The 23,549-nt window shown below is 37.9% G+C and carries 22 protein-coding genes, 1 rRNA gene and 1 other annotated feature; of the genes, 21 read left to right on the forward strand and 2 right to left on the reverse strand.

Annotated elements, in window-relative coordinates; all coding sequences use genetic code 11:
• The 4 genes from rrf to asnB all read left to right on the forward strand — a co-directional run.
• Nucleotides 1-113, forward strand: a 5S ribosomal RNA gene (gene rrf, locus C7B89_RS21510); the annotation flags it as partial.
• 272 nt (nt 114-385) lie between these two features.
• Nucleotides 386-1,849 (forward strand): IMP dehydrogenase, encoded by a 1,464-nt coding sequence (gene guaB, locus C7B89_RS21515; RefSeq protein ID WP_004233999.1) that lies wholly within the window; start codon nt 386-388, stop codon nt 1,847-1,849.
• Nucleotides 1,850-1,990: 141 nt separating this feature from the next.
• Complete coding sequence (locus C7B89_RS21520; protein WP_081010913.1) at nt 1,991-3,322, forward strand: D-alanyl-D-alanine carboxypeptidase family protein; 1,332 nt, start codon at nt 1,991-1,993, stop codon at nt 3,320-3,322.
• Between the two features lie 99 nt (nt 3,323-3,421).
• Complete coding sequence (gene asnB / locus C7B89_RS21525; protein WP_115674553.1) at nt 3,422-5,260, forward strand: asparagine synthase (glutamine-hydrolyzing); 1,839 nt, start codon at nt 3,422-3,424, stop codon at nt 5,258-5,260.
• Between the two features lie 15 nt (nt 5,261-5,275).
• Here asnB and pdxR read toward each other — a convergent pair whose 3' ends face one another.
• Nucleotides 5,276-6,694: a MocR-like pyridoxine biosynthesis transcription factor PdxR gene (pdxR, locus tag C7B89_RS21530; protein ID WP_082148118.1), complete on the reverse strand. Its 1,419-nt coding sequence runs from the start codon at nt 6,692-6,694 to the stop codon at nt 5,276-5,278.
• A 102-nt stretch (nt 6,695-6,796) separates the two neighbouring features.
• On the opposite strand from pdxR, the gene pdxS reads away from it, so the two are divergent.
• From pdxS to C7B89_RS21560, 7 genes are all read left to right on the forward strand, one after another.
• Nucleotides 6,797-7,681, forward strand: a complete 885-nt coding sequence (gene pdxS / locus C7B89_RS21535) for a pyridoxal 5'-phosphate synthase lyase subunit PdxS (protein WP_036075157.1) — start codon at nt 6,797-6,799, stop codon at nt 7,679-7,681.
• Between the two features lies 1 nt (nt 7,682).
• Nucleotides 7,683-8,246: a pyridoxal 5'-phosphate synthase glutaminase subunit PdxT gene (gene pdxT, locus C7B89_RS21540; protein ID WP_115674554.1), complete on the forward strand. Its 564-nt coding sequence runs from the start codon at nt 7,683-7,685 to the stop codon at nt 8,244-8,246.
• A gap of 49 nt (nt 8,247-8,295) precedes the next feature.
• Nucleotides 8,296-8,515, forward strand: a binding site (T-box leader).
• 75 nt (nt 8,516-8,590) lie between these two features.
• Nucleotides 8,591-9,871, forward strand: a complete 1,281-nt coding sequence (serS, locus tag C7B89_RS21545; RefSeq protein ID WP_103117223.1) for a serine--tRNA ligase — start codon at nt 8,591-8,593, stop codon at nt 9,869-9,871.
• Nucleotides 9,872-10,012: 141 nt separating this feature from the next.
• The gene (locus tag C7B89_RS23355; RefSeq protein WP_244205748.1) at nt 10,013-10,222 is read left to right on the forward strand and encodes a hypothetical protein; all 210 of its coding nucleotides are present in this window, start codon (nt 10,013-10,015) and stop codon (nt 10,220-10,222) included.
• An 87-nt stretch (nt 10,223-10,309) separates the two neighbouring features.
• Nucleotides 10,310-11,347, forward strand: coding sequence for a sigma 54-interacting transcriptional regulator (locus C7B89_RS21550; RefSeq protein ID WP_244205750.1), 1,038 nt, complete (start codon nt 10,310-10,312; stop codon nt 11,345-11,347).
• A gap of 108 nt (nt 11,348-11,455) precedes the next feature.
• Nucleotides 11,456-12,787, forward strand: coding sequence for a branched-chain amino acid transport system II carrier protein (gene brnQ / locus C7B89_RS21555; protein WP_115674555.1), 1,332 nt, complete (start codon nt 11,456-11,458; stop codon nt 12,785-12,787).
• Entirely contained in the window at nt 12,784-14,379 is a 1,596-nt protein-coding gene (locus tag C7B89_RS21560; protein WP_115674556.1) for an amidohydrolase, read from the forward strand. Before brnQ ends, C7B89_RS21560 begins: the two co-directional genes overlap by 4 nt.
• 96 nt (nt 14,380-14,475) lie before the next feature.
• Here C7B89_RS21560 and tadA read toward each other — a convergent pair whose 3' ends face one another.
• Nucleotides 14,476-14,991, reverse strand: a complete 516-nt coding sequence (tadA, locus tag C7B89_RS21565) for a tRNA adenosine(34) deaminase TadA (RefSeq protein ID WP_115674557.1) — start codon at nt 14,989-14,991, stop codon at nt 14,476-14,478.
• Nucleotides 14,992-15,214: 223 nt separating this feature from the next.
• Here tadA and C7B89_RS21570 point away from each other — a divergent pair, with 223 nt between their 5' ends.
• The 10 genes from C7B89_RS21570 to C7B89_RS21615 all read left to right on the forward strand — a co-directional run bounded on the left by C7B89_RS21570 (nt 15,215) and on the right by C7B89_RS21615 (nt 23,540).
• The gene (locus tag C7B89_RS21570; protein WP_004233978.1) at nt 15,215-15,550 is read left to right on the forward strand and encodes an ArsR/SmtB family transcription factor; all 336 of its coding nucleotides are present in this window, start codon (nt 15,215-15,217) and stop codon (nt 15,548-15,550) included.
• 20 nt (nt 15,551-15,570) lie between these two features.
• On the forward strand, nt 15,571-16,524 hold the full coding sequence (locus tag C7B89_RS21575) for a cation diffusion facilitator family transporter (RefSeq protein ID WP_115674558.1): 954 nt from the start codon (nt 15,571-15,573) through the stop codon (nt 16,522-16,524).
• Nucleotides 16,525-16,590: 66 nt separating this feature from the next.
• A complete protein-coding gene (locus C7B89_RS21580; RefSeq protein WP_115674559.1) occupies nt 16,591-16,923 on the forward strand; it encodes a metal-sensing transcriptional repressor in 333 nt (110 codons plus the stop codon).
• 31 nt (nt 16,924-16,954) lie between these two features.
• Nucleotides 16,955-17,161, forward strand: coding sequence for a copper chaperone CopZ (gene copZ, locus C7B89_RS21585; RefSeq protein ID WP_036121975.1), 207 nt, complete (start codon nt 16,955-16,957; stop codon nt 17,159-17,161).
• A gap of 81 nt (nt 17,162-17,242) precedes the next feature.
• The gene (locus C7B89_RS21590) at nt 17,243-19,654 is read left to right on the forward strand and encodes a heavy metal translocating P-type ATPase (RefSeq protein ID WP_115674560.1); all 2,412 of its coding nucleotides are present in this window, start codon (nt 17,243-17,245) and stop codon (nt 19,652-19,654) included.
• 198 nt (nt 19,655-19,852) lie between these two features.
• On the forward strand, nt 19,853-20,488 hold the full coding sequence (locus C7B89_RS21595; RefSeq protein ID WP_004233969.1) for a deoxynucleoside kinase: 636 nt from the start codon (nt 19,853-19,855) through the stop codon (nt 20,486-20,488).
• Entirely contained in the window at nt 20,488-21,156 is a 669-nt protein-coding gene (locus tag C7B89_RS21600; RefSeq protein WP_004233968.1) for a deoxynucleoside kinase, read from the forward strand. The genes C7B89_RS21595 and C7B89_RS21600 overlap by 1 nt, the downstream gene beginning before the upstream one ends.
• A gap of 89 nt (nt 21,157-21,245) precedes the next feature.
• Nucleotides 21,246-21,773, forward strand: coding sequence for an LOG family protein (locus C7B89_RS21605; RefSeq protein ID WP_004233967.1), 528 nt, complete (start codon nt 21,246-21,248; stop codon nt 21,771-21,773).
• A gap of 138 nt (nt 21,774-21,911) precedes the next feature.
• Nucleotides 21,912-22,820, forward strand: coding sequence for a methyl-accepting chemotaxis protein (locus C7B89_RS21610; RefSeq protein WP_115674561.1), 909 nt, complete (start codon nt 21,912-21,914; stop codon nt 22,818-22,820).
• 99 nt (nt 22,821-22,919) lie between these two features.
• Complete coding sequence (locus C7B89_RS21615) at nt 22,920-23,540, forward strand: RraA family protein (RefSeq protein ID WP_115674562.1); 621 nt, start codon at nt 22,920-22,922, stop codon at nt 23,538-23,540.
• Nucleotides 23,541-23,549 lie beyond the last annotated feature (9 nt).

Genomic DNA, 23,549 nt, shown 5'->3' on the forward strand with positions numbered 1-23,549 from the left:
AGTGATGATGGCAAAGAGGTCACACCCGTTCCCATACCGAACACGGAAGTTAAGCTCTTTAGCGCCGATGGTAGTTGGGGGCTTCCCCCTGTGAGAGTAGGACGTCGCTAGGCAAACAAAACAGTCAGCTGTATGCTGGCTGTTTTTTTACTTTCTCTTTTGATAACTTTTAACTCTACTAAAGAGATTGTTCAAAAGTGTTTTCTGAATTTAAAAAATGCAAATAAATGCCTCGAAAATGTAGTTAATTATTTGTATTGTTTATCTTAATTGTTATTTGTTAAAAATCTGAATTGTCTTTCTTTTATAAGTTCCTTGACAGTAGCAGTCCACGTTGTTAATCTTACAATTAATATTCTTTTAACTATAGGAGGAAGTTACGAAAATGTGGGAGACTAAATTTGCCAAAGAAGGTTTAACTTTTGATGATGTATTATTAGTACCAGCTCATTCCGAAGTACTACCGAAAGATGTTGATTTATCTGTTCAATTAACACCAAAGATTAAATTAAACATCCCAATGGTCAGCGCAGGTATGGATACAGTTACAGAGTCTAAAATGGCGATTGCTATGGCACGTCAAGGCGGTATCGGTATTATCCATAAAAACATGGGGATTGATGAGCAAGCTGAACAAGTAGAAAAAGTAAAACGTTCTGAAAATGGTGTTATTACAAACCCATTCTTCTTAACTCCGACACATCAAGTTTTCGATGCTGAGCATCTAATGGGTAAATACCGAATCTCTGGTGTTCCTATTGTTGATAGTATGGAAAATCAAAAGCTAGTAGGGATTATTACAAACCGTGATTTACGTTTTATCTCTGACTACTCTTTAAAAATTGAAGATGTAATGACGAAAGAAGATTTGATTACAGCACCAGTGGGAACGACTTTAGAGGATGCTGAAAAAATTCTTCAACAATATAAAATCGAAAAGCTTCCAATTGTAGATGAAGAAGGTAGATTAACTGGACTAATTACAATTAAGGATATCGAGAAAGTGATTGAATTCCCGAATGCTGCGAAAGATACACATGGCCGTTTATTAGTAGGCGCGGCAGTTGGTGTATCAAAAGATACGATGGTACGTATTGAGAAGCTTGTTGAAGCACAAGTTGACATTGTTGTAATCGATACGGCCCATGGTCATTCAGAAGGCGTATTACAAACAATTCGCTCAATCCGTGAGACTTACCCTGAGCTAGAAATCATCGCTGGTAATGTTGCTACAGGAGAAGGCGCACGTGCATTATTTGAAGCAGGAGCAGATGTTGTTAAAGTAGGTATCGGTCCTGGTTCTATTTGTACTACACGTGTTGTAGCAGGTGTAGGTGTACCACAAATTACAGCAGTATATGATTGTGCTACAGTAGCTCGTGAGCTAGGTAAAACAATAATTGCTGATGGTGGTATTAAATACTCTGGTGATATCGTAAAAGCTCTAGCAGCTGGAGGCAACGTTGTAATGCTTGGTTCTCTTCTAGCAGGTACATCTGAATCTCCTGGAGAAACAGAAATCTTCCAAGGACGTCGCTTTAAAGTTTATCGTGGTATGGGTTCTATCGGCGCAATGGAAAAAGGTTCTAAAGATCGTTACTTCCAAGAGGATGCAAAAAAATTAGTACCTGAAGGTATTGAAGGCCGTCTTCCTTATAAAGGACCATTAGCTGATACAATCTACCAACTGATTGGTGGTATTCGGGCTGGTATGGGTTATTGTGGAGCTCCACATCTTGAGCACCTACGCGAGAATGCACAATTTGTTAGAATGACAGGTGCTGGCCTTCGTGAATCACATCCACATGATGTACAGATTACAAAAGAATCACCAAACTATTCCATGTAATATATTACTTGCAACTTTTATGCTTTCGCATCGTCTACAAAGATGGCGCGAGAGCATTTTTTTATGGTAGAGAGTCAACACGTTTGTTGTTATCTATGATAAAATGTCGAGGACAAGATTATTTTTTGGAGGGCTTTAAAGGTGAAAAAGAAAATGAACACCGTATTACGCTTACTCCTAATTCCTGTTTTATTATTTAGTATTTTTGCAGGTATTCCTGCAAAGGCAAATGCGGAAACAGATTTAGGATTAACAGTGGATGCTGCGATTTTAATTGATGCAGATTCAGGGAAAATTTTATTTGAACAAAATGCAGATACTTCACTAGGTATTGCAAGTATGACAAAGATGATGACTGAATACCTGTTATTGGACGCGATTGATGCAGGGAAAGTTAAATGGGATCAAGAATATCACGTAACAGATTATACGTATCGTATGTCTCAAAATCGTGCATTAAGTAATGTACCTTTACGTAGAGATGGCTCTTATACGATTCGTGAGTTATATGAGGCAATGGCAATCTATTCAGCAAATGCAGCAACCGTAGCTATTGCTGAAACGATCGCAGGTTCTGAAACTGAATTTTTAAAGTTAATGAATAAAAAAGCAGAAGAACTTGGTTTAGAGGGCTATAAATTTGTCAACTCTACTGGTCTTAATAATGCTGATTTATTTGGTATGCATCCATCAGGCACAGGCCCAGAAGATGAGAATGTGATGCCTGCAAAATCTGTAGCAAAATTAGCATATCATTTATTAAAAGATCACCCAAAGGTATTAGAAACATCTAAAATTGCAAAAAAGACATTCCGTGAAGGAACAGAAGATGCAATTAAAATGTCTAACTGGAACTTTATGTTACCGGGGTTAGTGTATGAATATCAAGGTGTAGATGGATTAAAGACAGGTACAACAAACTTTGCAGGTCACTGCTTCACAGGTACTGCAGAGCGCAATGGTACTCGTTTGATTGCAGTTGTAATGAAAGCTGTTGATGCAAATGGACAAGGGTCCTATGAAGCTCGCTTTGATGCCACAGCGAAATTATTTAACTACGGCTTTTCACAATTCTCAAAGCAAGAAATTTTACCAGGGAACTATACATTCAAAGATCAAAAAACAGTTAAAGTGACAAAAGGTAAAGAAGACAAAGTATCGATTGCAGTAAAAGAACCAATTTCATTTATGATTAAGTCTTCTGATAAAGACTTATATAAACCTACATTGGTTTTAGATAAAAAGAGTTTAGAGGCAGACGTTAAAAAAGGCACTGTTGTAGGAAAGGTCGTTATTGAACGCACAGAAGGCACAGATTACGGCTTTATCGATGGCAAGGATATTTCATCCGATGTTGTCACAACAGAGGCTGTAGAGCGTGCTAGCGGTATCTCATTGTTCTTCCAAGGTGTAGGCAACTTCTTCGGTAATTTATGGGGAGGCATTACAGACTTTGTTGGTGGATTGTTTTAATATTTAAATACGAGCACATGAATGCACTTAAGCATTCATGTGCTTTTTCACATTTTTACACGCTATAGCATACGCTAATAGGCGAAAGGATGTGGCTAAATGTGTGGCATTACAGGCTGGGCTAGTTTTCAAAAGGACTTAAGAACAAGTGACACAATATTAAAATCGATGACGCAAACATTAAATAAGAGAGGGCCAGATGATGAAAATATTTGGTGTAGTGAGCATATTGCATTTGGCCATCGACGGTTGGCTGTTATTGATTTAATCGGTGGCAAACAGCCAATGAAAAAAATCCATGATGGTTTGAACTATGTCATTACATATAATGGCGAACTTTATAATACAGAGGAGCTACGTAAGGAACTTCAAAAAAGAGGGCACAGCTTTACAACACAATCGGATACTGAAGTACTATTAACTGCCTATATTGAATGGAAAGAGCAGTGTGTAGAATTTCTAAATGGTATTTTTGCCTTCGGTGTTTGGGATGAGCAAACACAGTCTTTATTTTTGTGTCGAGACCGACTAGGCGTAAAACCCTTGTATTATACAGAGCAACAAGAAGGTGTACTTTTTGCATCTGAGGTGAAGGCTCTGCTAGCACACCCCACGGTTCAAGCATGTGTAAACGTTGAAGGGTTGGCAAGTATGATGGCTGTAGGACCTTCTAGAGCGCCAGGTAAAACCCTTTTTCAAAATATTGAAGAATTACGACCTGGCTATGCTATGCGATTCTCTAGAGAAGAAGGTTTAAGAAAGTGGCCGTATTGGCAACTACAAAGCCGTAGACATGAAGAAACATTGGGAGAAACAATTGAACATGTTGGTTTTTTGTTAACGGATGCTATAGAACGTCAGCTAGTTTCGGATGTACCCATTTGTACGTTTCTTTCAGGAGGACTAGATTCCAGTATTATTACAGGCATTGCAGCAAATAGATTCCAACAGCAAAACCATCAATTGCATACGTATTCTATTGATTATGAAGATAATGAGCGCTTCTTTAACCCACATTCTTTCCAGACCTCCACGGATACGTACTGGATTCAAAAAATGACAGAAACTTTCAAGACAGCTCACCACGCAGAGGAAATCTCTCAGCAAAAGTTAATTGATTTATTAGTGGAATCGGTCATTGTTCGTGATTCCCCAGGTATGGCAGATGTGGATTCTTCGTTATTATGGTTTTGTCGTGAAATAAAAAGGGAATTTACTGTAGCGCTATCAGGAGAGTGTGCAGATGAAATTTTTGGTGGTTATCCATGGTTTAAAGATAGGACTACTGGTTTCCCTTGGATCCGTTCATTGTCTGAAAGAAGTGCATTACTCCAAGAGAAGTGGAACGAAAAATTAAAAATTGAAGCCTATGCACAACAACTATATACACAAACAATAGCTGAAGTTCCTTTGCTAGATGGAGAAGGTCTAGCAGAGGCAAAGCATCGTGAAATGTCCTACTTAAATATGCTATGGTTTATGCAAACATTATTAGAGCGGAAGGATCGTATGAGTATGGGGGCAAGTTTAGAGGTACGTGTCCCTTTTGCAGATCATCGGCTTGTAGAATATGCCTGGAATATTCCGTGGGAAATGAAGAATTTAGATGGAATAGAAAAAGGATTACTTCGAAAATCAATGGCACATCTATTGCCGAATGAAGTGTTATATCGTAAAAAAAATCCTTATCCAAAAACATATCATCCTATCTATACAGCAGGAGTGCAAAAATGGTTGAAGGAAATTCTACATGATAAAAATTCAATTTTGCATGAACTATTTGAACGACAAAAGCTTGCGGAGTTAATTGAATCGGGAGGTAGCTCTTTTAAGGTTCCGTGGTATGGGCAATTAATGGCAGGTCCCCAGCTTTTAGCTTATCTAGGGCAAATTCATACTTGGTTTGAGCATTATCAAATTCAATTAATTGAGACTTAATATAAAACGACCCATCTACGTAGATGGGTCATTTTTTTGTATACTCCAGCAATCCATCAACTGCTCAATGGATGATTCGATTGCTTGTACGGGAATCCCTCCAAAACCTAATAAAAATTGAGCTTGTGAAGATTCATAATGATCTAGTCTATAGGCTGATAATGGATAAATACCGATTTCTGCTTGAGAGGCGAGCTGTTGTAATTGTTTTTCTGAAAATGTGTGTTGAACCTCTAATAAAATATGCATACCCGCTTGTTCACCAGTAATGTTAATGGATGATGAATATTTTTCTAAAATAGAAGTTAGTTTATCATGTTTTTTACGATAAATTTTACGCATACGATTGAGATGCTTTGCAAAATGCCCATCACCCATAAAATTTGCTACAATATGCTGATCAAAACGAGGCACCGTTGATGAATAATAATTAAAGACATCGTTATAAGTAGCAAGTAGTTTAGGTGGAAGTACAAAATAAGCTACTCGCAAGGATGGCATTAAAGATTTAGTAAAAGTACTCATGTAAATAACTTTATCGTTTCGATCTAATGCGTGTAGGGCAGGAATTGGTTTTCCAGCATAACGAAATTCCGAATCATAATCATCCTCAATAATATAACGAGAGGTGCTTTGTGCCGCCCAATTTAAAGCTTGTGCTCGTCTTGTAGCAGATAATACAGCCCCAGTTGGGAATTGATGTGAGGGTGTAATATACACAACATTAGCATTTGTTTTTTCGAGATCATGAATAATTATGCCCTCTTCATCAACTGCAATTGGATAAACTTTTCGTTTATGCTGCGAAAACATTCGATGGACGGCAGGGTATCCTGGGTTTTCTAATGCAAAGCTGGTGTCCTCACTAAAAAGACGGAGAATCATAGGGAGGAGCTGCTCCGTCCCTGAACCAATAACAATTTGTTCAGGGTGGCATACAACACCACGGGATTGATATAAATAATTAGCAATCTCTGTGCGTAAAGACAGTTCACCTTGTGGTTCCCCTGTTAATAATAGCTCCTTTGAGGTATCGTCAAAAAGCTCTTTTGCATACTTTCTCCATGTTTGAAATGGAAAAGCATCGATATCAATAGATCCTGGATTAAAATCGATTTTGTAAGACTTTTTCTTAGGATATTCATTAATGGACGCCATAGTATCTTGTTGAATGTAGGGCAGTTCATCTATTTCTTCTACAAAATAGCCAATACGTGATTTGGACATAATATAGCCTTCAGCTAATAGCTGAGCATAGGCAATTTCAATTGTTGTTTGGGAAATGTTTAAAAAATCAGCTAATTTTCTTTTTGAAGGCAGTTTTTCTCCTACGGTTATTTTTTTTGAAATAATAGCTTCTTTAATACCGTTATAAAGCTGATCATAAAGCGGTTTATCACTATCTCTTTCAAGCTGGAATAAAAGCATATCCATGATCTGGAACCTCCTGACCCTATAAATATTTTAAAAACTGGATATTTTGATATGGTCAATTTCTATTATACTAAACTTCATCATAAAGGTGGAGGTTAGAAAATGAAACAAACAGGTACAGAGCTAGTAAAGCGTGGAATGGCAGAAATGCAAAAAGGCGGCGTCATTATGGATGTCATTAATGCAGAGCAAGCAAAAATTGCAGAAGCTGCAGGTGCTGTAGCAGTTATGGCATTAGAAAGAGTACCGTCAGATATTCGGAAAGCAGGTGGCGTTGCACGCATGGCCGATCCTCGTATTGTTGAGGAAGTGATGGGGGCTGTAACTATTCCTGTGATGGCCAAAGCACGTATTGGTCATATTGTTGAAGCACGTGTCTTAGAAGCAATGGGTGTTGATTATATTGATGAAAGTGAAGTTTTAACACCAGCTGATGAAGAATACCATTTATTAAAAAGTGAATACACAGTACCGTTTGTGTGTGGCTGTCGTGATTTAGGAGAGGCAGCCCGTCGTATCGGGGAAGGTGCCTCGATGTTACGAACTAAAGGTGAACCAGGTACAGGGAATATTGTGGAGGCCGTTCGCCATATTCGTAAAGTAAATGCACAGGTTCGTAAAGTCGTAGGAATGACAGAGGATGAATTAATGACAGAGGCGAAATTACTAGGAGCTCCTTTCGAGTTATTAAGAGAAATTAAACGTCTTGGTCGTTTACCAGTAGTAAACTTCGCAGCAGGAGGAGTGGCAACGCCTGCTGATGCAGCCTTAATGATGGAACTTGGAGCTGATGGCGTTTTCGTTGGTTCAGGTATTTTTAAATCTGAGAACCCTGAAAAATTTGCACGTGCCATTGTAGAGGCGACTACTCATTATAAAGACTATAAGCTTATTGCGGAAATATCAAAAGAGCTCGGAGTGCCTATGAAGGGGATTGATATTGCACAGCTTGGACACAACGAGCGTATGCAAGAGCGAGGTTGGTAGCATGAAGCGAATTGGTGTATTAGCATTACAAGGAGCAGTTCGTGAGCATATACAAATGTTAGAAGCTCTTGGTTGTGAAGCAATTCAAGTAAAACAAAGAAAGGATTTAGGAAACCTAGATGGACTTGTGTTACCAGGTGGAGAAAGCACAACAATGAGAAAATTGCTGGATCGATTTGATCTGTTAGAGTCAATTCGTGGACTTGCAAAGCAAGGATTACCGATGCTTGGTACATGTGCGGGATTAATTTTATTAGCCAAGGATCTAATTGAAGATGAACCACATTTGGCTGTGATGGACGTGACTGTAGCAAGAAACTCATATGGACGTCAGGTGGATAGCTTCGAAGTACAACTAGATATTCCTAAAGTAGGTGTAGGGATTCCAGCAGTATTTATTCGTGCACCTCATATTGAAGCGGTAGGTAAAGGTGTTGAAATTCTTGCACAACATGAAGGGAAAATAATCTTGGCACAAGATGGCCATTTATTGGGTTGTTCGTTTCATCCCGAATTAACAGAGGATACACGAATTCTTGAATATTTTGTAACCTCTATGGTATGACTTGCAAAATTTGTTTTCATATAGTACAGTATGTTTAAATTTTAAATAACTGAACACGATGATGGGAAGTAGTAGCAAGCACGTTTTTTTTAGAGAGTCAGCGGTTGGTGGAAGCTGATAAAAGCACTTGTGAATCCGTCCTGGAGTTGCACAGTCGAAGTGAATGTAGTAGGCTGTAGCCGGCTGAAATGCCGTTATGAAATAAGTGGATTAGGCAGAAATATGTCTAGTCAATTAGGGTGGCAACGCGGGTAGCTCTCGTCCCTTTTTAGGGATGAGGGCTTTTTTGTGTTCATTTCGCTGCAACGATTTTCCATCATGAAGAAACTATTGGAGGTATGAAGATGTTAGATATTAAACGCGTCCGTGAGAATTTCACGGAAATTAAAGAGATGTTATTAACACGTAATGAAGACTTGGGAAACTTAGATGACTTTGAAGACTTAGATGCAAAACGTCGTGAATTGATTGCCAAAACAGAAGAATTAAAAGCAGAACGCAATAAAGTATCTGAACAAATCTCAGTTATGAAACGCAACAAAGAAAATGCTGATGAAGTCATTGCTCGTATGCGTCAGGTTGGCGATGAAATTAAAGAATTAGATGTACAATTAAATAATGTTGAAGAACGCTTTAAAGATATGATGATGCGTTTACCAAACATCCCACATGAATCTGTACCAGTAGGCACAACAGAGGACGACAATGTTGAAGAATATACGTGGGGTGAAATTCCGACATTTGATTTTGATATTAAAGCACACTGGGACCTTGCTACGGATTTAAAAATTGTAGACTTTGAACGTGGCGCGAAAGTAACAGGTAGCCGTTTCTTATTCTACCGTGGTCTTGGTGCTCGTTTAGAACGAGCATTAATGACATTCATGATGGATTTACATGCAGAGGAGCATGGTTACGAGGAAATGCTACCACCTGTCATTGTTAATCGAGATAGCCTAACAGGTACAGGGCAACTTCCGAAATTTGAGGAAGATGTATTCAAATTAGAGGAAACAGATTATTTTATGATTCCAACTGCAGAAGTACCAGTAACGAACTTCTATCGAGATGAGATTTTACCGGCTGAAGCTTTACCACAAGGCTTTGCAGCGTATAGTGCTTGCTTCCGTTCAGAAGCGGGATCTGCAGGTCGTGATACACGTGGTTTAATTCGTCAACACCAGTTCAATAAAGTAGAATTAGTACGTTTTGTAAAACCAGAGGAGTCATACGAACAATTAGAGCTATTAACAAGTCATGCAGAAAAAGTATTACAATTACTAGGCTTACCATATCGTAAGTTAAAAATGTGTACAGCTGATTTAGGTTTTACTGCAGCGAAAAAATATGATTTAGAAGTTTGGATTCCTGCACAAAACATGTACCGTGAAATTTCTTCTTGCTCTAACTTTGAGGATTTCCAGGCACGACGAGCAAATATCCGCTTCCGTCGTGAGCCAAATGCAAAACCAGAATATGTGCATACATTAAACGGCTCAGGTCTTGCCATTGGTCGTACAGTTGCTGCTCTTCTAGAAAACTACCAACAAGCTGATGGCAGCGTAGTAATTCCTGAAGTTTTAAGACCTTATATGGGCGGTAAAGAAGTAATCGCACCAAAATAAACGACAGATAAAGCTATTTTAGACAATTCCTTTATGGATGTTCTAAAATAGCTTTTTTGTGTTGCTAAAATTGAAATCTCTCATAATTTTTGAAAATTCGTTATAATGGGTAATATTCATGGGGACAAGGGGGAGAAATTCATGGAATTGCAACAATTTGCACAGGCTTTCAGTGAATTTGATAATGTTTTAATTACAGATGATAAAGGCTGTGCAATCTTTTATGATTTAGCAGATTTAAATATATTATTGGAAATCGGCTTAACACCAGATGAATTTTTTCACAGCACAGTGACTGATAATTATCAAAATTTATCACCTGAGACAAGTACTGTTTTTCAAGTCATATAAACAGGGCAGCCAGTTTTATACTATGAACAACAACTGACAACATTGAACGGTTTTAGTTATTTATCACTGAGTTCGACCTATCCCATTATGGAGCATGGAAAAGCCATTGGTGCCATTGAATTTTCAAAACATTTTTATGAAACTAAGCAAATTAAATACTTAGATAATTTCCTGGGACATAAATTATATCGAGATAATCATACAACCTATCGTTTAGAGGATTACATTACAACAAACGCCGAAATGAAAACTCAACTTGAAAAGGCACGTCGTAGTGCTCAAAAAAGTGCACCAGTTTTACTAACTGGGGAAACTGGAACTGGGAAAGATATAATCGCACAAGGCATACACAATGAAAGTGAACGCTATACAAAGCCGTTTATTACTTTGAACTGCTCAACATTAACAGAGGATAATATATTTACTCAGCTATACGGCTCGGACAATGAAGCAAAAAGTGGAAAGTTACAGGAGGCTAATGGAGGGACGCTACTCATTGACCACCTTAATTTATTGGATATATCTTTGCAGGCGAAACTTTTACATGCGGTAGATATAAAAGTGTTAAATGGTGAGCCCTTGGATATACGGTATATTACTACTGTCAATGAAGATGTGGACAAACTATTAGCTGAAAAAAGGCTACGCGAGGACTTATTTTATCGCTTAAATGTTCTTCAAATTGATTTGCCACCGCTAAGATTAAGGAAGGAAGATATTCCACTTATCCTTGATTTTTATATACAATTTTACAATGAACATACACTACAGAAAAATGTAAGCTATTGTAATGAAGTAATTCAGTTATTTTATGCCTATCATTGGCCGGGGAATGTGCGTGAACTAAAAAATGCCCTTGAATCGGCATATAATAATTTGCTTGGGGATGAAATACTTGTTGAACATGTTCCAGAGAGGATTAAAAAAAATGTTCAACATTCAACTCAATCGATCATGCAAAACAACCAATCTGGACATTTACGAGATTTAACGGAAGCCTACGAGCGTCAAATTATAGCGGAAAAGTTGCGTGAAACTGATGGACGATTAGCGGAAACAGCTAGACGTTTAGGTATATCTCGTCAATTACTAAAATATAAGTGTTTAAAATATGAATTGTTGTAAAAAAAATTTTACAAAAAGGGGATAAAAATTTATCTCCTTTTTTTGTGTTATTAAATTTTTTATTATTTAGATAAATCTTCTGTAAACGATTATAAAGGGGTTGAGGATATGTCTAAAGTTGTGCAGCATACGATAATCGTGGGGCTAGCCTTATTTGCTATATTTTTTGGTGCTGGGAATTTAATATTTCCGCCTTCCATAGGAAATAGTGCAGGGGAATCATGGATCTCCGCTCTGATGGGCTTTAGCTTAACAGGTGTTATTTTACCTGTGCTTGCGGTGTATGCAATTTATAATACTGGGGGAACTGTGGAAGCGCTCACAAGACCAATCGGAAATTGGTTTTATAAAGCCTTTAATACGGTCATGATGGTTTGTATTGGGATGGTTGTCACAATCCCGAGGATGTCAGCGACAACTCATGAATTAGGGGTATCACAAATTATTCCGAACGTACCTTTAATTGTGTCAGTATTAGCATTTTTCGCGATTTGCTTTTACTTTGCGATGGACCAATCAAATGTGATCGATAAGATTGGAAAATGGTTGACGCCTGTTCTTGTTCTTATACTTATTATCCTCATTGGTAAAGGGGTATTAGACCCAATAGGAGCGGCAATTAATACAGGAGCAGAAAGGGTTTTTGCCAACTCCATAATAGCAGCCTATCAAACAGGAGATGTGGGAACAGGTATTCTTTGTGCGCCAATCTTTTTAGCAGCAATAGTTGGATATGGCTATAAAGGGAAACAATCTAAAAAGGTCGCGCTTGGTGGAATGGCTATTGCTGCAATAGGGTTAATTGCAGTATATGGTGGCCTGCTCTATTTAGGGGCTACAAGTAGTGGCATCATCACAAATCCTGGCAGTGATACAGAACTATTAGCGGGCATTGCCTTTAGTGTCATTGGTAATTTGGGTAAAGCGTTACTAGCTATATGTGTTATTTTTGCCTGCTTAACATCAGCGATTGGCGTCATGGTCATATCCTCACAGTTTTTAAATGAACTAACAAAAGAGAAGCTTGGCTATAGAACGTGGGTCTTTATTATGTGTGTAGTAGGCGCAACTATTGGCTCCTTAGGTGTAGGTGCCATCGTCGAAATTACATTGCCGATTTTCTTGGTAATTTATCCAGTCATTATTGTACTTGTGCTACTGGGAGCCTTTGATCGTTTTGTACCAAATGCAGGAGCCTATAAAGGAACTGTACTATTTGCATTTCTAGTAAGCATCGTTGAAACATTTGCTAGCTATGAAATTACGATACCTGGTGTGACACAGTTGGTCATGCATTTACCATTGCAGTCTAGTGGATTTGCTTGGATTATGCCATCTATTGTTGGCTTTATTATCGGTACTATTTTGCATAAGGTGCTGAAAGCAGAAGATCCTGAAAAATCTACTTTTGGTATAGAAGAAATAGGAGTTGAAAAATGATGAAAATTATTTGTAACGCAAAGATATATACAGCAGATACTATTCAGCCATCTGCGACTGCTATGGTAATCGAAGGAGGAAAGATACTTTGGATTGGACAACAGGAAGATTTACCCCCCTATCAGGGAGAAATAATAGATGTACAAGGAAAGGTCATTATTCCTGGGATTATTGACGCTCATATGCATCCGATTATGTTAGCGGATGTTATGGAACAAGTGGCTTGTTTACCTCCATATATTTATTCTATTGAGGATATAATTAATGCATTAGCAAACTATGATGCAAGTCAGCGGGGATGGCTATTAGGCTGGGGCTATGATGAAGGGAAACTAAAGGAAAGAAGAGCGCCTTTAAAAGAGGACTTAGACCGTGCCTCTACAGAGTTACCTGTCATTGTTATGCGTACATGTGGTCATATTATATCGGTTAATAGTAAAGCATTAGCAATCGCAGGTATTACGAAGGATACGCTTGATCCACAGGGTGGACAAATCGATCGGGATGAAAATGGAGAACCTACAGGCGTACTGCGTGAAAATGCACGTAATCTAGTACTACAGCATTTACCTACACCATCTGAAGAAGAGATTGTCAAAAGGCTCCTAAAGCTATCACAAACTTTGGCATCCTATGGTGTAACAAGTATTACAGAATTAATGGCCACGGTAGCACCAATTGATTATTTAGGCCTGTATCGTAAAGCCCGAGAAAAAGGTTTTAAGCAACGCGTAGCAGTTTATTATATCTGGGAAGATATTCAACGATATGAGCTGTTGACAGCAAATACTATTGATCGTTCTGCAGGAGCCTATATCGGAGGCATTAAGCTATTTTCGGATGGCAGTGTTTCAGGCCGTACAGCACTTGTTTCTGAGCCATTTTTGGGAAGTGATGAAAAAGGCATAGCGATGACTTCGAAAGAGGAGCTGCTAGCGGCTGCTGCGGTAGCAAAAGAATATGGTATTCAATTAGTGGTTCATGCAATGGGGGACAGAGCCATTGATCTAATTGTCGACACATTTTATGAGGAAAAGGCTTGGTTAACAGATGCACCGTCTGTTCGTATTGAGCATGCAGCCATGCCATCTAAAAGTGCCTTGCAAAAAGCTGCTGAATGGGGGATAGGCTTTGTGCCACAACCCATCTTCTTATTTTGTGAAATTGAGAGTTATTTAGAGAATCTAGGGCTAGAAAAAACACAGACATTATATGGTGTACAAACATTTCTCAAGAGGGGGATTGCGACAGCGCTCTCTTCAGATGCGCCTGCTACATCATGGGCAGAAGCGGCTAATCCCTTTGTTACGATACAAGCAGCTGTTACACGAACAGCCTATGATGGAACAGATTTAGGTACCGCAGAAAAAATCTCTGTAGAGGAGGCATTACAGCTATACACAGCTGATGCCAAGACGATGATTCGTATGGAGAACGTTGGTCAGTTAAAAGAGGGCTATGAAGCTAATTTTGTTGTACTAACAGACGATTTGCTGACGCTTTCACATAACCAGCTTATGCATGTAAAACCATTCGCTACATATATCGAAGGAGAATGTGTTTTTACACAATCCACTATTCAAGCTCAATAAATTAGTTATGAAGATGGTCGCTGCTACGACATATTTCATATATATCGCCATTCCCTTAAATATAAAAGGAAGGTGTCTCATTAGGAGGCACCTTCTTTAATGACCATTTATATCGTTGGAAGCTAATCGTGCTTTTTTCTCAGCTTTTTTACGGTCTCGTAATGCCTTAAAAAAGTCTGTTAAAATTTGACCACATTCCTCGGCTAAAATCCCTTCTGTTACATCACATTCATGATTAAAGCGTTCATCATTTAATAAATGGTAAAGAGAATCTACACAGCCAGCTTTTTGATCTCTTGCCCCATAAACAACTCGGGGTACACGTGATTGGAGAATGGCTCCTGCACACATTGGACAAGGCTCCAATGTAACATAAAGAGTAGTATCCTCCAGTCGCCAACTCCCTATTTTTTTGCAGGCTTCTTGAATCACTAACAGCTCCGCATGTGTTGTTGCATTTTGCGTTGTTTCTCTTAAATTATGCGCACGTGCAATGATTTTTCCTTCATAAACAAGTACTGCACCAATTGGTACTTCCCCAAGTAAGGCAGCCTTTTGAGCTTCCTCTAATGCTTGTTTCATAAATAAACGATCTGCGTCAAAAATATCCACTCATATCTCTCCTTAACAGTAGTGTAGCGTGCTGAATTGGTAATTGCTACTTTTAACTTCTTTTCGGATGTTATATTCATCTAAAATCATTGCAGCCATGCGTAAGCGATTGAACTATAATATGTGGAATCATAAATACTTGTTGACATTCCTTATATATCCATATATATTTATATATGAACACATGCTCATATATAAATATTGAAGAATGGGGTAAACTTCTATGGATGAAAAATTAAACAGTTCAGAAATGCAAAAAAATATTGATCAGCATTTAGATGAAGAGACATTATTTGTAGTATCTCAGACTTTTAAAGCCTTGAGTGATCCAACACGAATTCGTATTTTAAACTTACTTTGTTCAGATGAACATTCTGTTAATGATATTGCAGAAATTTTAGATTTAGGCCAATCAACCGTTTCCCACCAATTACGCTTTCTTAAAAATTTAAGATTGGTGAAATTTAGGAGAGAAGGAACAACCATATATTATTCTAAGGACGATGATCACATTATGAATTTATTGAAGCAGGCTATTGAGCATGCGGCTCATAACTAAAATGAAATGGGGGAATAACAATGGGACATCAACACGACCATGGCCATGATCATACACATGGTGCAAATAAAAAGGTATTATTACTGTCGTTTATTATTATTACAGGGTATATGGTAGTGGAAGCCATTGGTGGCTTTTTAACAAATAGTTTGGCTCTTTTATCAGATGCAGGGCATATGTTAAGCGACTCTATCTCTTTAGGCATAGCAATGTTAGCTTTTATGTTTGGGGAAAAAGCTGCAAGCTATAGTAAGACATACGGCTATAAACGATTTGAGATTCTAGCTGCAGTATTGAATGGCATTACATTAATAGGAATCGCATTATTTATTTTCTATGAAGCAATTGAACGATTTACAAACCCACCAGAAGTAGCTACAACTGGAATGCTTATAATTAGTATAATTGGTTTGTTCGTAAACATTTTAGTTGCCTGGATTATGATGCGTGGAAGTGATACAAAGGATAATTTAAATATGCGCGGAGCATTTTTACATGTACTAAGTGATATGCTAGGGTCTGTAGGAGCTATTGTTGCGGCACTATTAATTATGTTTTTTGGCTGGGGCTGGGCAGATCCTCTTGCAAGCGTTATTGTTGCATTATTGGTCGTACGAAGTGGCTACCATGTCACAAAAGCCTCCATTCATGTCTTAATGGAGGGGACACCTTCAAATGTAGATGTTCAGGAGATTATTCAGTTAATAGAGCAGACTGATGGAATAGAAAGTATCCACGATTTACACATCTGGACAATTACTAGTGGAACGAATGCATTATCCTGTCATGCGGTTGTAAATGATCAATTGAAAATAGCTGAGAGTGAGCATATCTTGCGGAAAATTGAACATAATCTTCAACATAAGGGCATTAAGCATGTAACAATTCAATTAGAAACATCCTTACACCGACACGATAATTCCATTTTATGTAAATTAGAAAATGACCATGAACATCATCACGATGATAAATAAAATTTTTTATGACTTGCATACCCTTCTTGGGTATAGTATGATAATTACAAATAGGAGGTGTAATGAATGGAGGAGACAGTAAAAGAGGATGCTTGTCATATAGAGGAAGCTACGTCTTGCCGAAAAAGTCATCACCCTGAGCGTGTGAAAAAGGATTTAACAACTCGCTTAAATCGAATTGAAGGTCAGATTCGTGGTATTAAGGGAATGATTGATAAAGACGTTTACTGTGATGATATTATTACGCAACTATCTGCTACACAATCTGCATTAAATAGTGTGGCAAAAATATTATTAGAAGGTCATTTAAAGGGCTGTGTTGTGGATCGTCTATCAGAGGGCGATGAAGCAGTATTAGATGAGTTAGTAATAACGATTCAAAAGTTAATGAAAAAATAGATTAAAAACATACAAAAGGAGAGATTTTATTATGCAAAACGTAACATTAAACGTACAAGGAATGTCATGTGGTCATTGTGTAAACGCGGTTGAAAAAAACGTTGGTGCTTTAGCTGGTGTTGAACAAGTAAAAGTAAATTTAGCAGAAGGTTTAGTTGATGTTGCATTTGACGATGCACAAGTATCACTTGATCAAATTAAAGAGACAATTGATGATCAAGGCTATGAAGTAAAATAAAATTTGTAGAGTGCTTCTGTGGCACTCTCTTATTTTCAAAAATATATACCCCTAGTCGGTATAAGGAGAGGTGAAAGGTAAATGAGTTCTGATCATAAGGAAGCTAATTTGCAAATTACAGGGATGACATGTGCGGCCTGTGCCACTCGAATAGAAAAAGGGTTAAATAAAATGGATGGTGTAGAACATGCAACAGTAAATTTAGCACTTGAAAAATCATCTATTAAATATGACCCAACTAAACTAAGTGAAGCAGATTTTGAAAAGAAAATAGAAGCACTTGGCTATGGTGTTGTTAAACAAAAAGCTGAACTTGATATTACAGGTATGACATGTGCAGCCTGTGCGACTCGCATTGAAAAAGGGTTAAATAAACTAAGTGGTATTTCCTCTGCTAATGTCAACTTAGCACTGGAAAAAGCGATGATTGAGTTTAATCCTTCGGAAGTATCCATCTCAGATATCATTACAAAAGTTGAGAAGCTAGGCTATGGGGCACATCAAAAGGCAGATGAGCAGGAAACAGTGGATCATCGTGAAAAAGCTATCAAACAGCAACAACATAAATTTATTTTATCGGCAATACTTTCTTTACCACTGCTATGGACGATGGTTGGTCATTTTTCCTTTACGTCATTTTTATATGTTCCAGAATTTCTAATGAATCCATGGGTCCAAATGGTATTGGCTACGCCAGTGCAATTTATTATTGGTAAACAATTTTATGTAGGGGCATATAAAGCATTACGCAATGGTAGTGCAAATATGGATGTGCTTGTTGTTATGGGGACATCAGCGGCCTATTTCTATAGTGTCTATCAAGCGATTGTAACGATAGGATCACATCACGGTCCACATCTTTATTTTGAAACGAGTGCTGTATTAATTACACTTATTTTACTAGGTAAATTGTTTGAGGCAAAGGCAAAAGGACGCTCATCTGAAGCCATAAAAAAACTAATGGGACTTCAGGCAAAGACAGCAATCGTTGTACGTGACGGTATAGAAAAGGAGGTCCCATTAGAAGAAGTTATTATTGGCGATGTTATTTTAGTGAAACCAGGTGAAAAAATTCCTGTAGATGGTGAGGTAATAGAGGGGACAACAGCTGTTGATGAATCGATGCTAACAGGAGAAAGTCTACCAGTTGATAAAAAGCAAGGTGATCTATTATTTGGCTCAACTATTAACAAAAATGGTTTTATTAAAATGACTGCAACAAAGGTTGGACGTGATACAGCATTAGCACAAATTATTAAAGTGGTCGAAGATGCTCAAGGATCAAAAGCACCTATTCAACGTTTAGCAGATCAGATTTCGGGGATTTTCGTACCTATTGTTGTTGGCATAGCCATTGTAACCTTTTTAATTTGGATTATTTGGGTCCGTCCAGGGGAATTTACACCTGCTTTAGAGGTATTAATCGCAGTTCTTGTCATTGCTTGTCCATGTGCACTTGGGTTAGCAACACCAACTTCAATAATGGCAGGCTCTGGACGTGCAGCTGAGTTTGGTATTTTATTTAAAGGTGGAGAACATTTAGAGCAAACACAAGGCATAGATACAGTTGTTGTAGATAAAACAGGAACAGTGACACATGGTAAACCTGAGCTTACAGATGTTCTGTTAGCGCCAGAGCAAGATGAAGCACGCTTTTTATCCTTAATCGGAGCAGCAGAGAAGCAGTCAGAGCATCCACTAGCTGAAGCCATTGTTCAAGGCATAGAAAAACGCGGCATAGCTTTAGGTGACGTTCAATTCTTTGAAGCAATACCGGGTTATGGTGTGCAGGCAACTGTCTCAGGTCAAGGTGTTATCATTGGCACACGTAAATTAATGCAACAATATGGTATTCATATTAATGATATTTTACCAACAATGGAGCAACTAGAACGAAATGGTAAGACAGCCATGTTAGCAGCCATTAATGGGCAATATGCAGGTTTAGTAGCTGTGGCTGATACCGTGAAAGATACATCAAAAGAAGCTATTCGTCGTTTACAGGATATGGGTATTACGGTCATCATGATGACTGGTGATAACGAGCGTACTGCTCAAGCAATTGGAACAGAGGTAGGCGTGAATCATGTTATTGCAGAAGTCTTACCAGAAGGTAAAGCTGATGAAGTGAAAAAACTTCAAGCTCAAGGTAAAAAAGTAGCGATGGTTGGTGATGGTATTAATGACGCACCTGCCTTAGCAACAGCGAATATTGGGATGGCAATTGGTACAGGGACAGATGTGGCAATGGAAGCTGCAGATATTACGCTTATTCGTGGAGATTTAAATAGTATCGCGGATGCCATTCTAATGAGTAGAAAAACAATGCGTAATATTAAACAAAATCTATTTTGGGCATTTGCTTATAATACATTAGGTATTCCAATTGCTGCACTCGGTCTGCTTGCTCCATGGGTAGCAGGCGCAGCGATGGCCTTTAGTTCAGTTTCGGTCGTATTAAATGCACTTCGTTTACAACGAGTGAAATTATAAATAAGTATAAAGGCATCGGGAAGTAGATTCTCGATGTCTTTTTTCTATGTCATCATGAGAAGAATATCCCAGGTAAATTTACTAGAACAATAGGTTGATTCTGTTTTTCATTTTCCTACTATGATAAAATGAAAGGTACTGATTCATTTTATGTAGGACACAATGATCGAATCCATAGAACAAAAGGAGGAGCTTCTGGTGACGGTTCCATTTGTTACGGTAGAAGGTCCGATTGGTGTTGGTAAAACCTCTTTATCGAAAGAGATAGCAGCGACATTTAATTACCATCTATTAAAAGAAATTGTAGACGAAAACCCTTTTTTAAATAAGTTTTATGAAAACATTGAGGAGTGGAGTTTCCAAACGGAAATGTTCTTCCTCTGTAATCGCTATAAGCAACTAACCGATATTAAAAAATTTCGTTTAGCACATGCCAAACCTGTTGTAGCAGACTATCATATTTTTAAAAATTTAATATTTGCGAAGCGTACATTGGCACCAACTGAATACGAGAAGTATGAGGAAATCTATAGAATTTTAACGAAAGACATGCCTGTTCCGAATGTAGTGGTTTATTTACATGCCAGCGTTGAGACATTAATGAAGCGTATCGCCATGCGAGGGCGAGAGTTTGAAAAGATGATTTCACGTGATTACATGGAGCAGCTTGTGGCCGACTATCATTCTTTTATCGAGCATTTTGAAAGCATGCATCCCGAAATTCCAGTTATTCGATTTAATGGAGATCAGCTTGATTTTGTAAAAAATCCAAATGATTTAAATCATGTTTTAAAAATAATTAAAGATACGTTACAACAAAGGAGTTTGCAATAATGAATTTAAGAGAGAAGTACGATATTCCACCACAAACGGTTATTACGATTGCAGGTACTGTTGGGGTAGGAAAATCGACGATGACAAAGGCTTTAGCAGAGGCACTGAACTTTCGTACCTCGTTCGAGAAAGTAGACACAAATCCATACCTTGATAAATTTTATGAGGACTTTGAAAAATGGAGCTTTCATTTACAGGTCTACTTTTTAGCAGAGCGTTTTAAAGAACAGAAGCGTATTTTTGAATATGGTGGAGGATTTGTACAAGATCGTTCTATTTATGAGGATACTGGCATTTTTGCTAAGATGCATTATGATAAAGGAACAATGAGCCCAACAGATTATGAGACTTATACAAATTTGTTTGATGCAATGGTGATGACACCTTATTTCCCACATCCAGATTTGCTTGTCTATCTTGAAGGACCTATTGATGCAGTTATTGGGCGTATTCAAGAGCGAGGACGTACAATGGAGCAACAAACACCGAATGATTATTGGATAGAAATGCATGAACGCTATGAAAATTGGATAAATAATTTTAATTCTTGTCCCGTTCTACGTTTAGATATTAATGATTATGATTTATTAAAAAATCCTGATGCCATTGAATCAATTGTAAGCCGTATCAGTCATATGCTAAAACAAACAAGCCATTTACGAAAATAAAAGTAAAATAAATGACCAAAAAACGTGAGACAATATATAGCCAATTGTTTCACGTTTTTTGAATAGGAGGGATTATTATAAGAATCGCAGTGTATTGTGGATCCGGTTTGGGTAAAAGCCCTATTTATGCAGAGAAAGCTGCTGAGCTTGGTACAGCACTGGCAAAAAACGGTCACGGGGTTGTCTATGGTGGTTCTAAAACAGGCCTAATGGGGAAGGTAGCCGATGCTGTTTTAGCAGCTGGAGGAGAAGTGATTGGTGTGATGCCAACACATTTACAAAAGCGTGAATTGGCCCATGCCTCATTAACAGAAATTCATATTGTAGACTCTATGCATATTCGTAAAGCTAAAATGGCCGAGTTAGCCGATGCTTTTATTGCTCTGCCAGGTGGCGCAGGGACTTTAGATGAATATTTTGAGGTATTTACTTGGGCTCAGATTGGCCTTCATACAAAACCTGTCATTTTATATAATGTCCATGGATTCTATGATGCACTTCTACAGCATTTTAAAACAATGCTAGAGGAAGGCTTTATACGTGCAGAGCAAAAGAAGTTCTTACGTGTAGCGGCTACCTCTGAAGGGATTTTACGTTTATTAAAAAAACATGGATGAACATTCTCCATGTTTTTGATCTTGATGCAGCAGGTACACTAACATCTGCTGCAATTACACTGAGGCATAATTAATGTAATATAAAAGTAAAATAATTAAATTTTAAGTAAAAAATTAGTAACGGATGGGGTGTTCTTTATGCATAGTGTAGAGACTCAAGTAACCGATGATTTAGTAGTACAGGCTATTGAACGCAATATAGCTATTATCCGCTTCGATATGGATAGAAGAGTAGCGTATGTCAATGAACTATTTGCTCAAACATTAGGCTATACAGTGCAGGAAATGCTAGGAAAACATCATAAAGACTTTTGTTTGCCTGATTTCGTTAATAGTATGGAGTACGATAAATTTTGGCGTCACCTAACGGCAGGAAACAGCTATCAGGACAAAATAGAAAGAATTGATGCTAGAGGTAATATAATTTGGCTGGAAGCGACATATATGCCTGTCTTCGCAAATAATACAAGAAAAGTAATAGGTGTATCCAAAATAGCTACCAATATCACCGAACGCCAACATGAGATAGTTAGTGTTGCCGACAAGTTGAAGGGCATGTCTAATAAGCTTTACCAGCGTTCAGAGGCGGGCATTCAAAATAGCCAAGATCTACTAGAAACCATTAAAGTGGTTTCAAAGGAATCAAATGAAAATGTAAGTAATCTTGTGCAGCTTCAGAAACAAGCAGATTCTATTAAAGGGATTGTCAAAACTATACAAGAAATTGCCTCACAAACTAATTTATTGGCATTAAATGCAGCTATTGAAGCCGCTAGGGCTGGAGAATATGGAAGAGGTTTTGATGTAGTGGCGAAAGAGGTACGTAAGCTTTCTGTAAGAGTTGAACAATCTATTTCAGAAGTGAAGGATAATGTGGAGGGCATTGAGCGAGAAATTGGTCAGGTGACTGATAGTATTACAAAAATAGCAGAAAAAATAGATAAAACAAATGAACAAATTACTGTCACAGCAAACGACTTTAGTGAAATAGCATCTGCTGCTGAAGCCTTAGACGAGCAATCAAAGCAATTTATTGAAATTATTTAATTCTAATAATGACTACTATTTTCGAGATATATTGAAATAGGATATATTTTTTATTTACAATACTAGTGTAAGTCATTAATCATAATAGGGGTGTTATGTATGACAAAAGTGGAAGTAAGCTTTCAGCATTTACCAACAACAGCTATTTCAGATGCAACTGGTGGGCATACCAATGTGCGAAGTGATATTAAGCCGTTAGCAGACCATTTTAAAGTTGCTGGGCGAGCTGTAACTGTACGTTTACCAGATGGTGAAAATGGGGCAGTTTTGGAAGCGATTAGGGCTGCAAATGAAGGGGATATTTTAGTAATTGATGCAAAAGGAAATACAAACCGAGCTGTTGCTGGAGATTTTGTGATCTCCTTAGCAAAAGGGATAGGTGTACAAGGTTTTGTTGTGGATGGTGTAATCCGTGATATTGCAGCAATTCGCGAATTAAATTTCCCTGTATTTTCGTTGGGCACTACTGTAGCAGCAGGCAATAAAAACGGCGGTGGTCAAGTAAATGTACCGATCGCCATTGGAGGAGTTACGGTTCATCCTGGTGATTATATTATTGGGGATGTGGATGGTGTAATTGTTGTGCCACAGCAAGATGCTGAAAAAATCGTTGTAGCGGCAGAGGCTAAGCTTGAAAAAGATGAAAAACGCGCTCAAGAAGCACATGCCAATGGAAAAGAATCAATTATCGCTTATTTAGATAAAGTGTTAGCAAAATAAAAAAACCCT

Source organism: Lysinibacillus capsici (assembly GCF_003367505.1).
GTDB classification, from domain to species: domain Bacteria; phylum Bacillota; class Bacilli; order Bacillales_A; family Planococcaceae; genus Lysinibacillus; species Lysinibacillus capsici.

Excerpts from the sequence above, each read along its gene's own strand:
- guaB (WP_004233999.1), top strand. The coding sequence starts at position 386 with ATGTGGGAGACTAAATTTGCCAAAGAAGGTTTAACTTTTGATGATGTA.
- asnB (WP_115674553.1), top strand. The coding sequence starts at position 3,422 with ATGTGTGGCATTACAGGCTGGGCTAGTTTTCAAAAGGACTTAAGAACA.
- pdxR (WP_082148118.1), bottom strand. The coding sequence starts at position 6,694 with ATGGATATGCTTTTATTCCAGCTTGAAAGAGATAGTGATAAACCGCTT.
- pdxS (WP_036075157.1), top strand. The coding sequence starts at position 6,797 with ATGAAACAAACAGGTACAGAGCTAGTAAAGCGTGGAATGGCAGAAATG.
- pdxT (WP_115674554.1), top strand. The coding sequence starts at position 7,683 with ATGAAGCGAATTGGTGTATTAGCATTACAAGGAGCAGTTCGTGAGCAT.
- serS (WP_103117223.1), top strand. The coding sequence starts at position 8,591 with ATGTTAGATATTAAACGCGTCCGTGAGAATTTCACGGAAATTAAAGAG.
- C7B89_RS23355 (WP_244205748.1), top strand. The coding sequence starts at position 10,013 with ATGGAATTGCAACAATTTGCACAGGCTTTCAGTGAATTTGATAATGTT.
- C7B89_RS21550 (WP_244205750.1), top strand. The coding sequence starts at position 10,310 with ATGGAGCATGGAAAAGCCATTGGTGCCATTGAATTTTCAAAACATTTT.
- brnQ (WP_115674555.1), top strand. The coding sequence starts at position 11,456 with ATGTCTAAAGTTGTGCAGCATACGATAATCGTGGGGCTAGCCTTATTT.
- C7B89_RS21560 (WP_115674556.1), top strand. The coding sequence starts at position 12,784 with ATGATGAAAATTATTTGTAACGCAAAGATATATACAGCAGATACTATT.
- C7B89_RS21570 (WP_004233978.1), top strand. The coding sequence starts at position 15,215 with ATGGATGAAAAATTAAACAGTTCAGAAATGCAAAAAAATATTGATCAG.
- C7B89_RS21575 (WP_115674558.1), top strand. The coding sequence starts at position 15,571 with ATGGGACATCAACACGACCATGGCCATGATCATACACATGGTGCAAAT.
- C7B89_RS21580 (WP_115674559.1), top strand. The coding sequence starts at position 16,591 with ATGGAGGAGACAGTAAAAGAGGATGCTTGTCATATAGAGGAAGCTACG.
- copZ (WP_036121975.1), top strand. The coding sequence starts at position 16,955 with ATGCAAAACGTAACATTAAACGTACAAGGAATGTCATGTGGTCATTGT.
- C7B89_RS21590 (WP_115674560.1), top strand. The coding sequence starts at position 17,243 with ATGAGTTCTGATCATAAGGAAGCTAATTTGCAAATTACAGGGATGACA.
- C7B89_RS21600 (WP_004233968.1), top strand. The coding sequence starts at position 20,488 with ATGAATTTAAGAGAGAAGTACGATATTCCACCACAAACGGTTATTACG.
- C7B89_RS21610 (WP_115674561.1), top strand. The coding sequence starts at position 21,912 with ATGCATAGTGTAGAGACTCAAGTAACCGATGATTTAGTAGTACAGGCT.
- C7B89_RS21615 (WP_115674562.1), top strand. The coding sequence starts at position 22,920 with ATGACAAAAGTGGAAGTAAGCTTTCAGCATTTACCAACAACAGCTATT.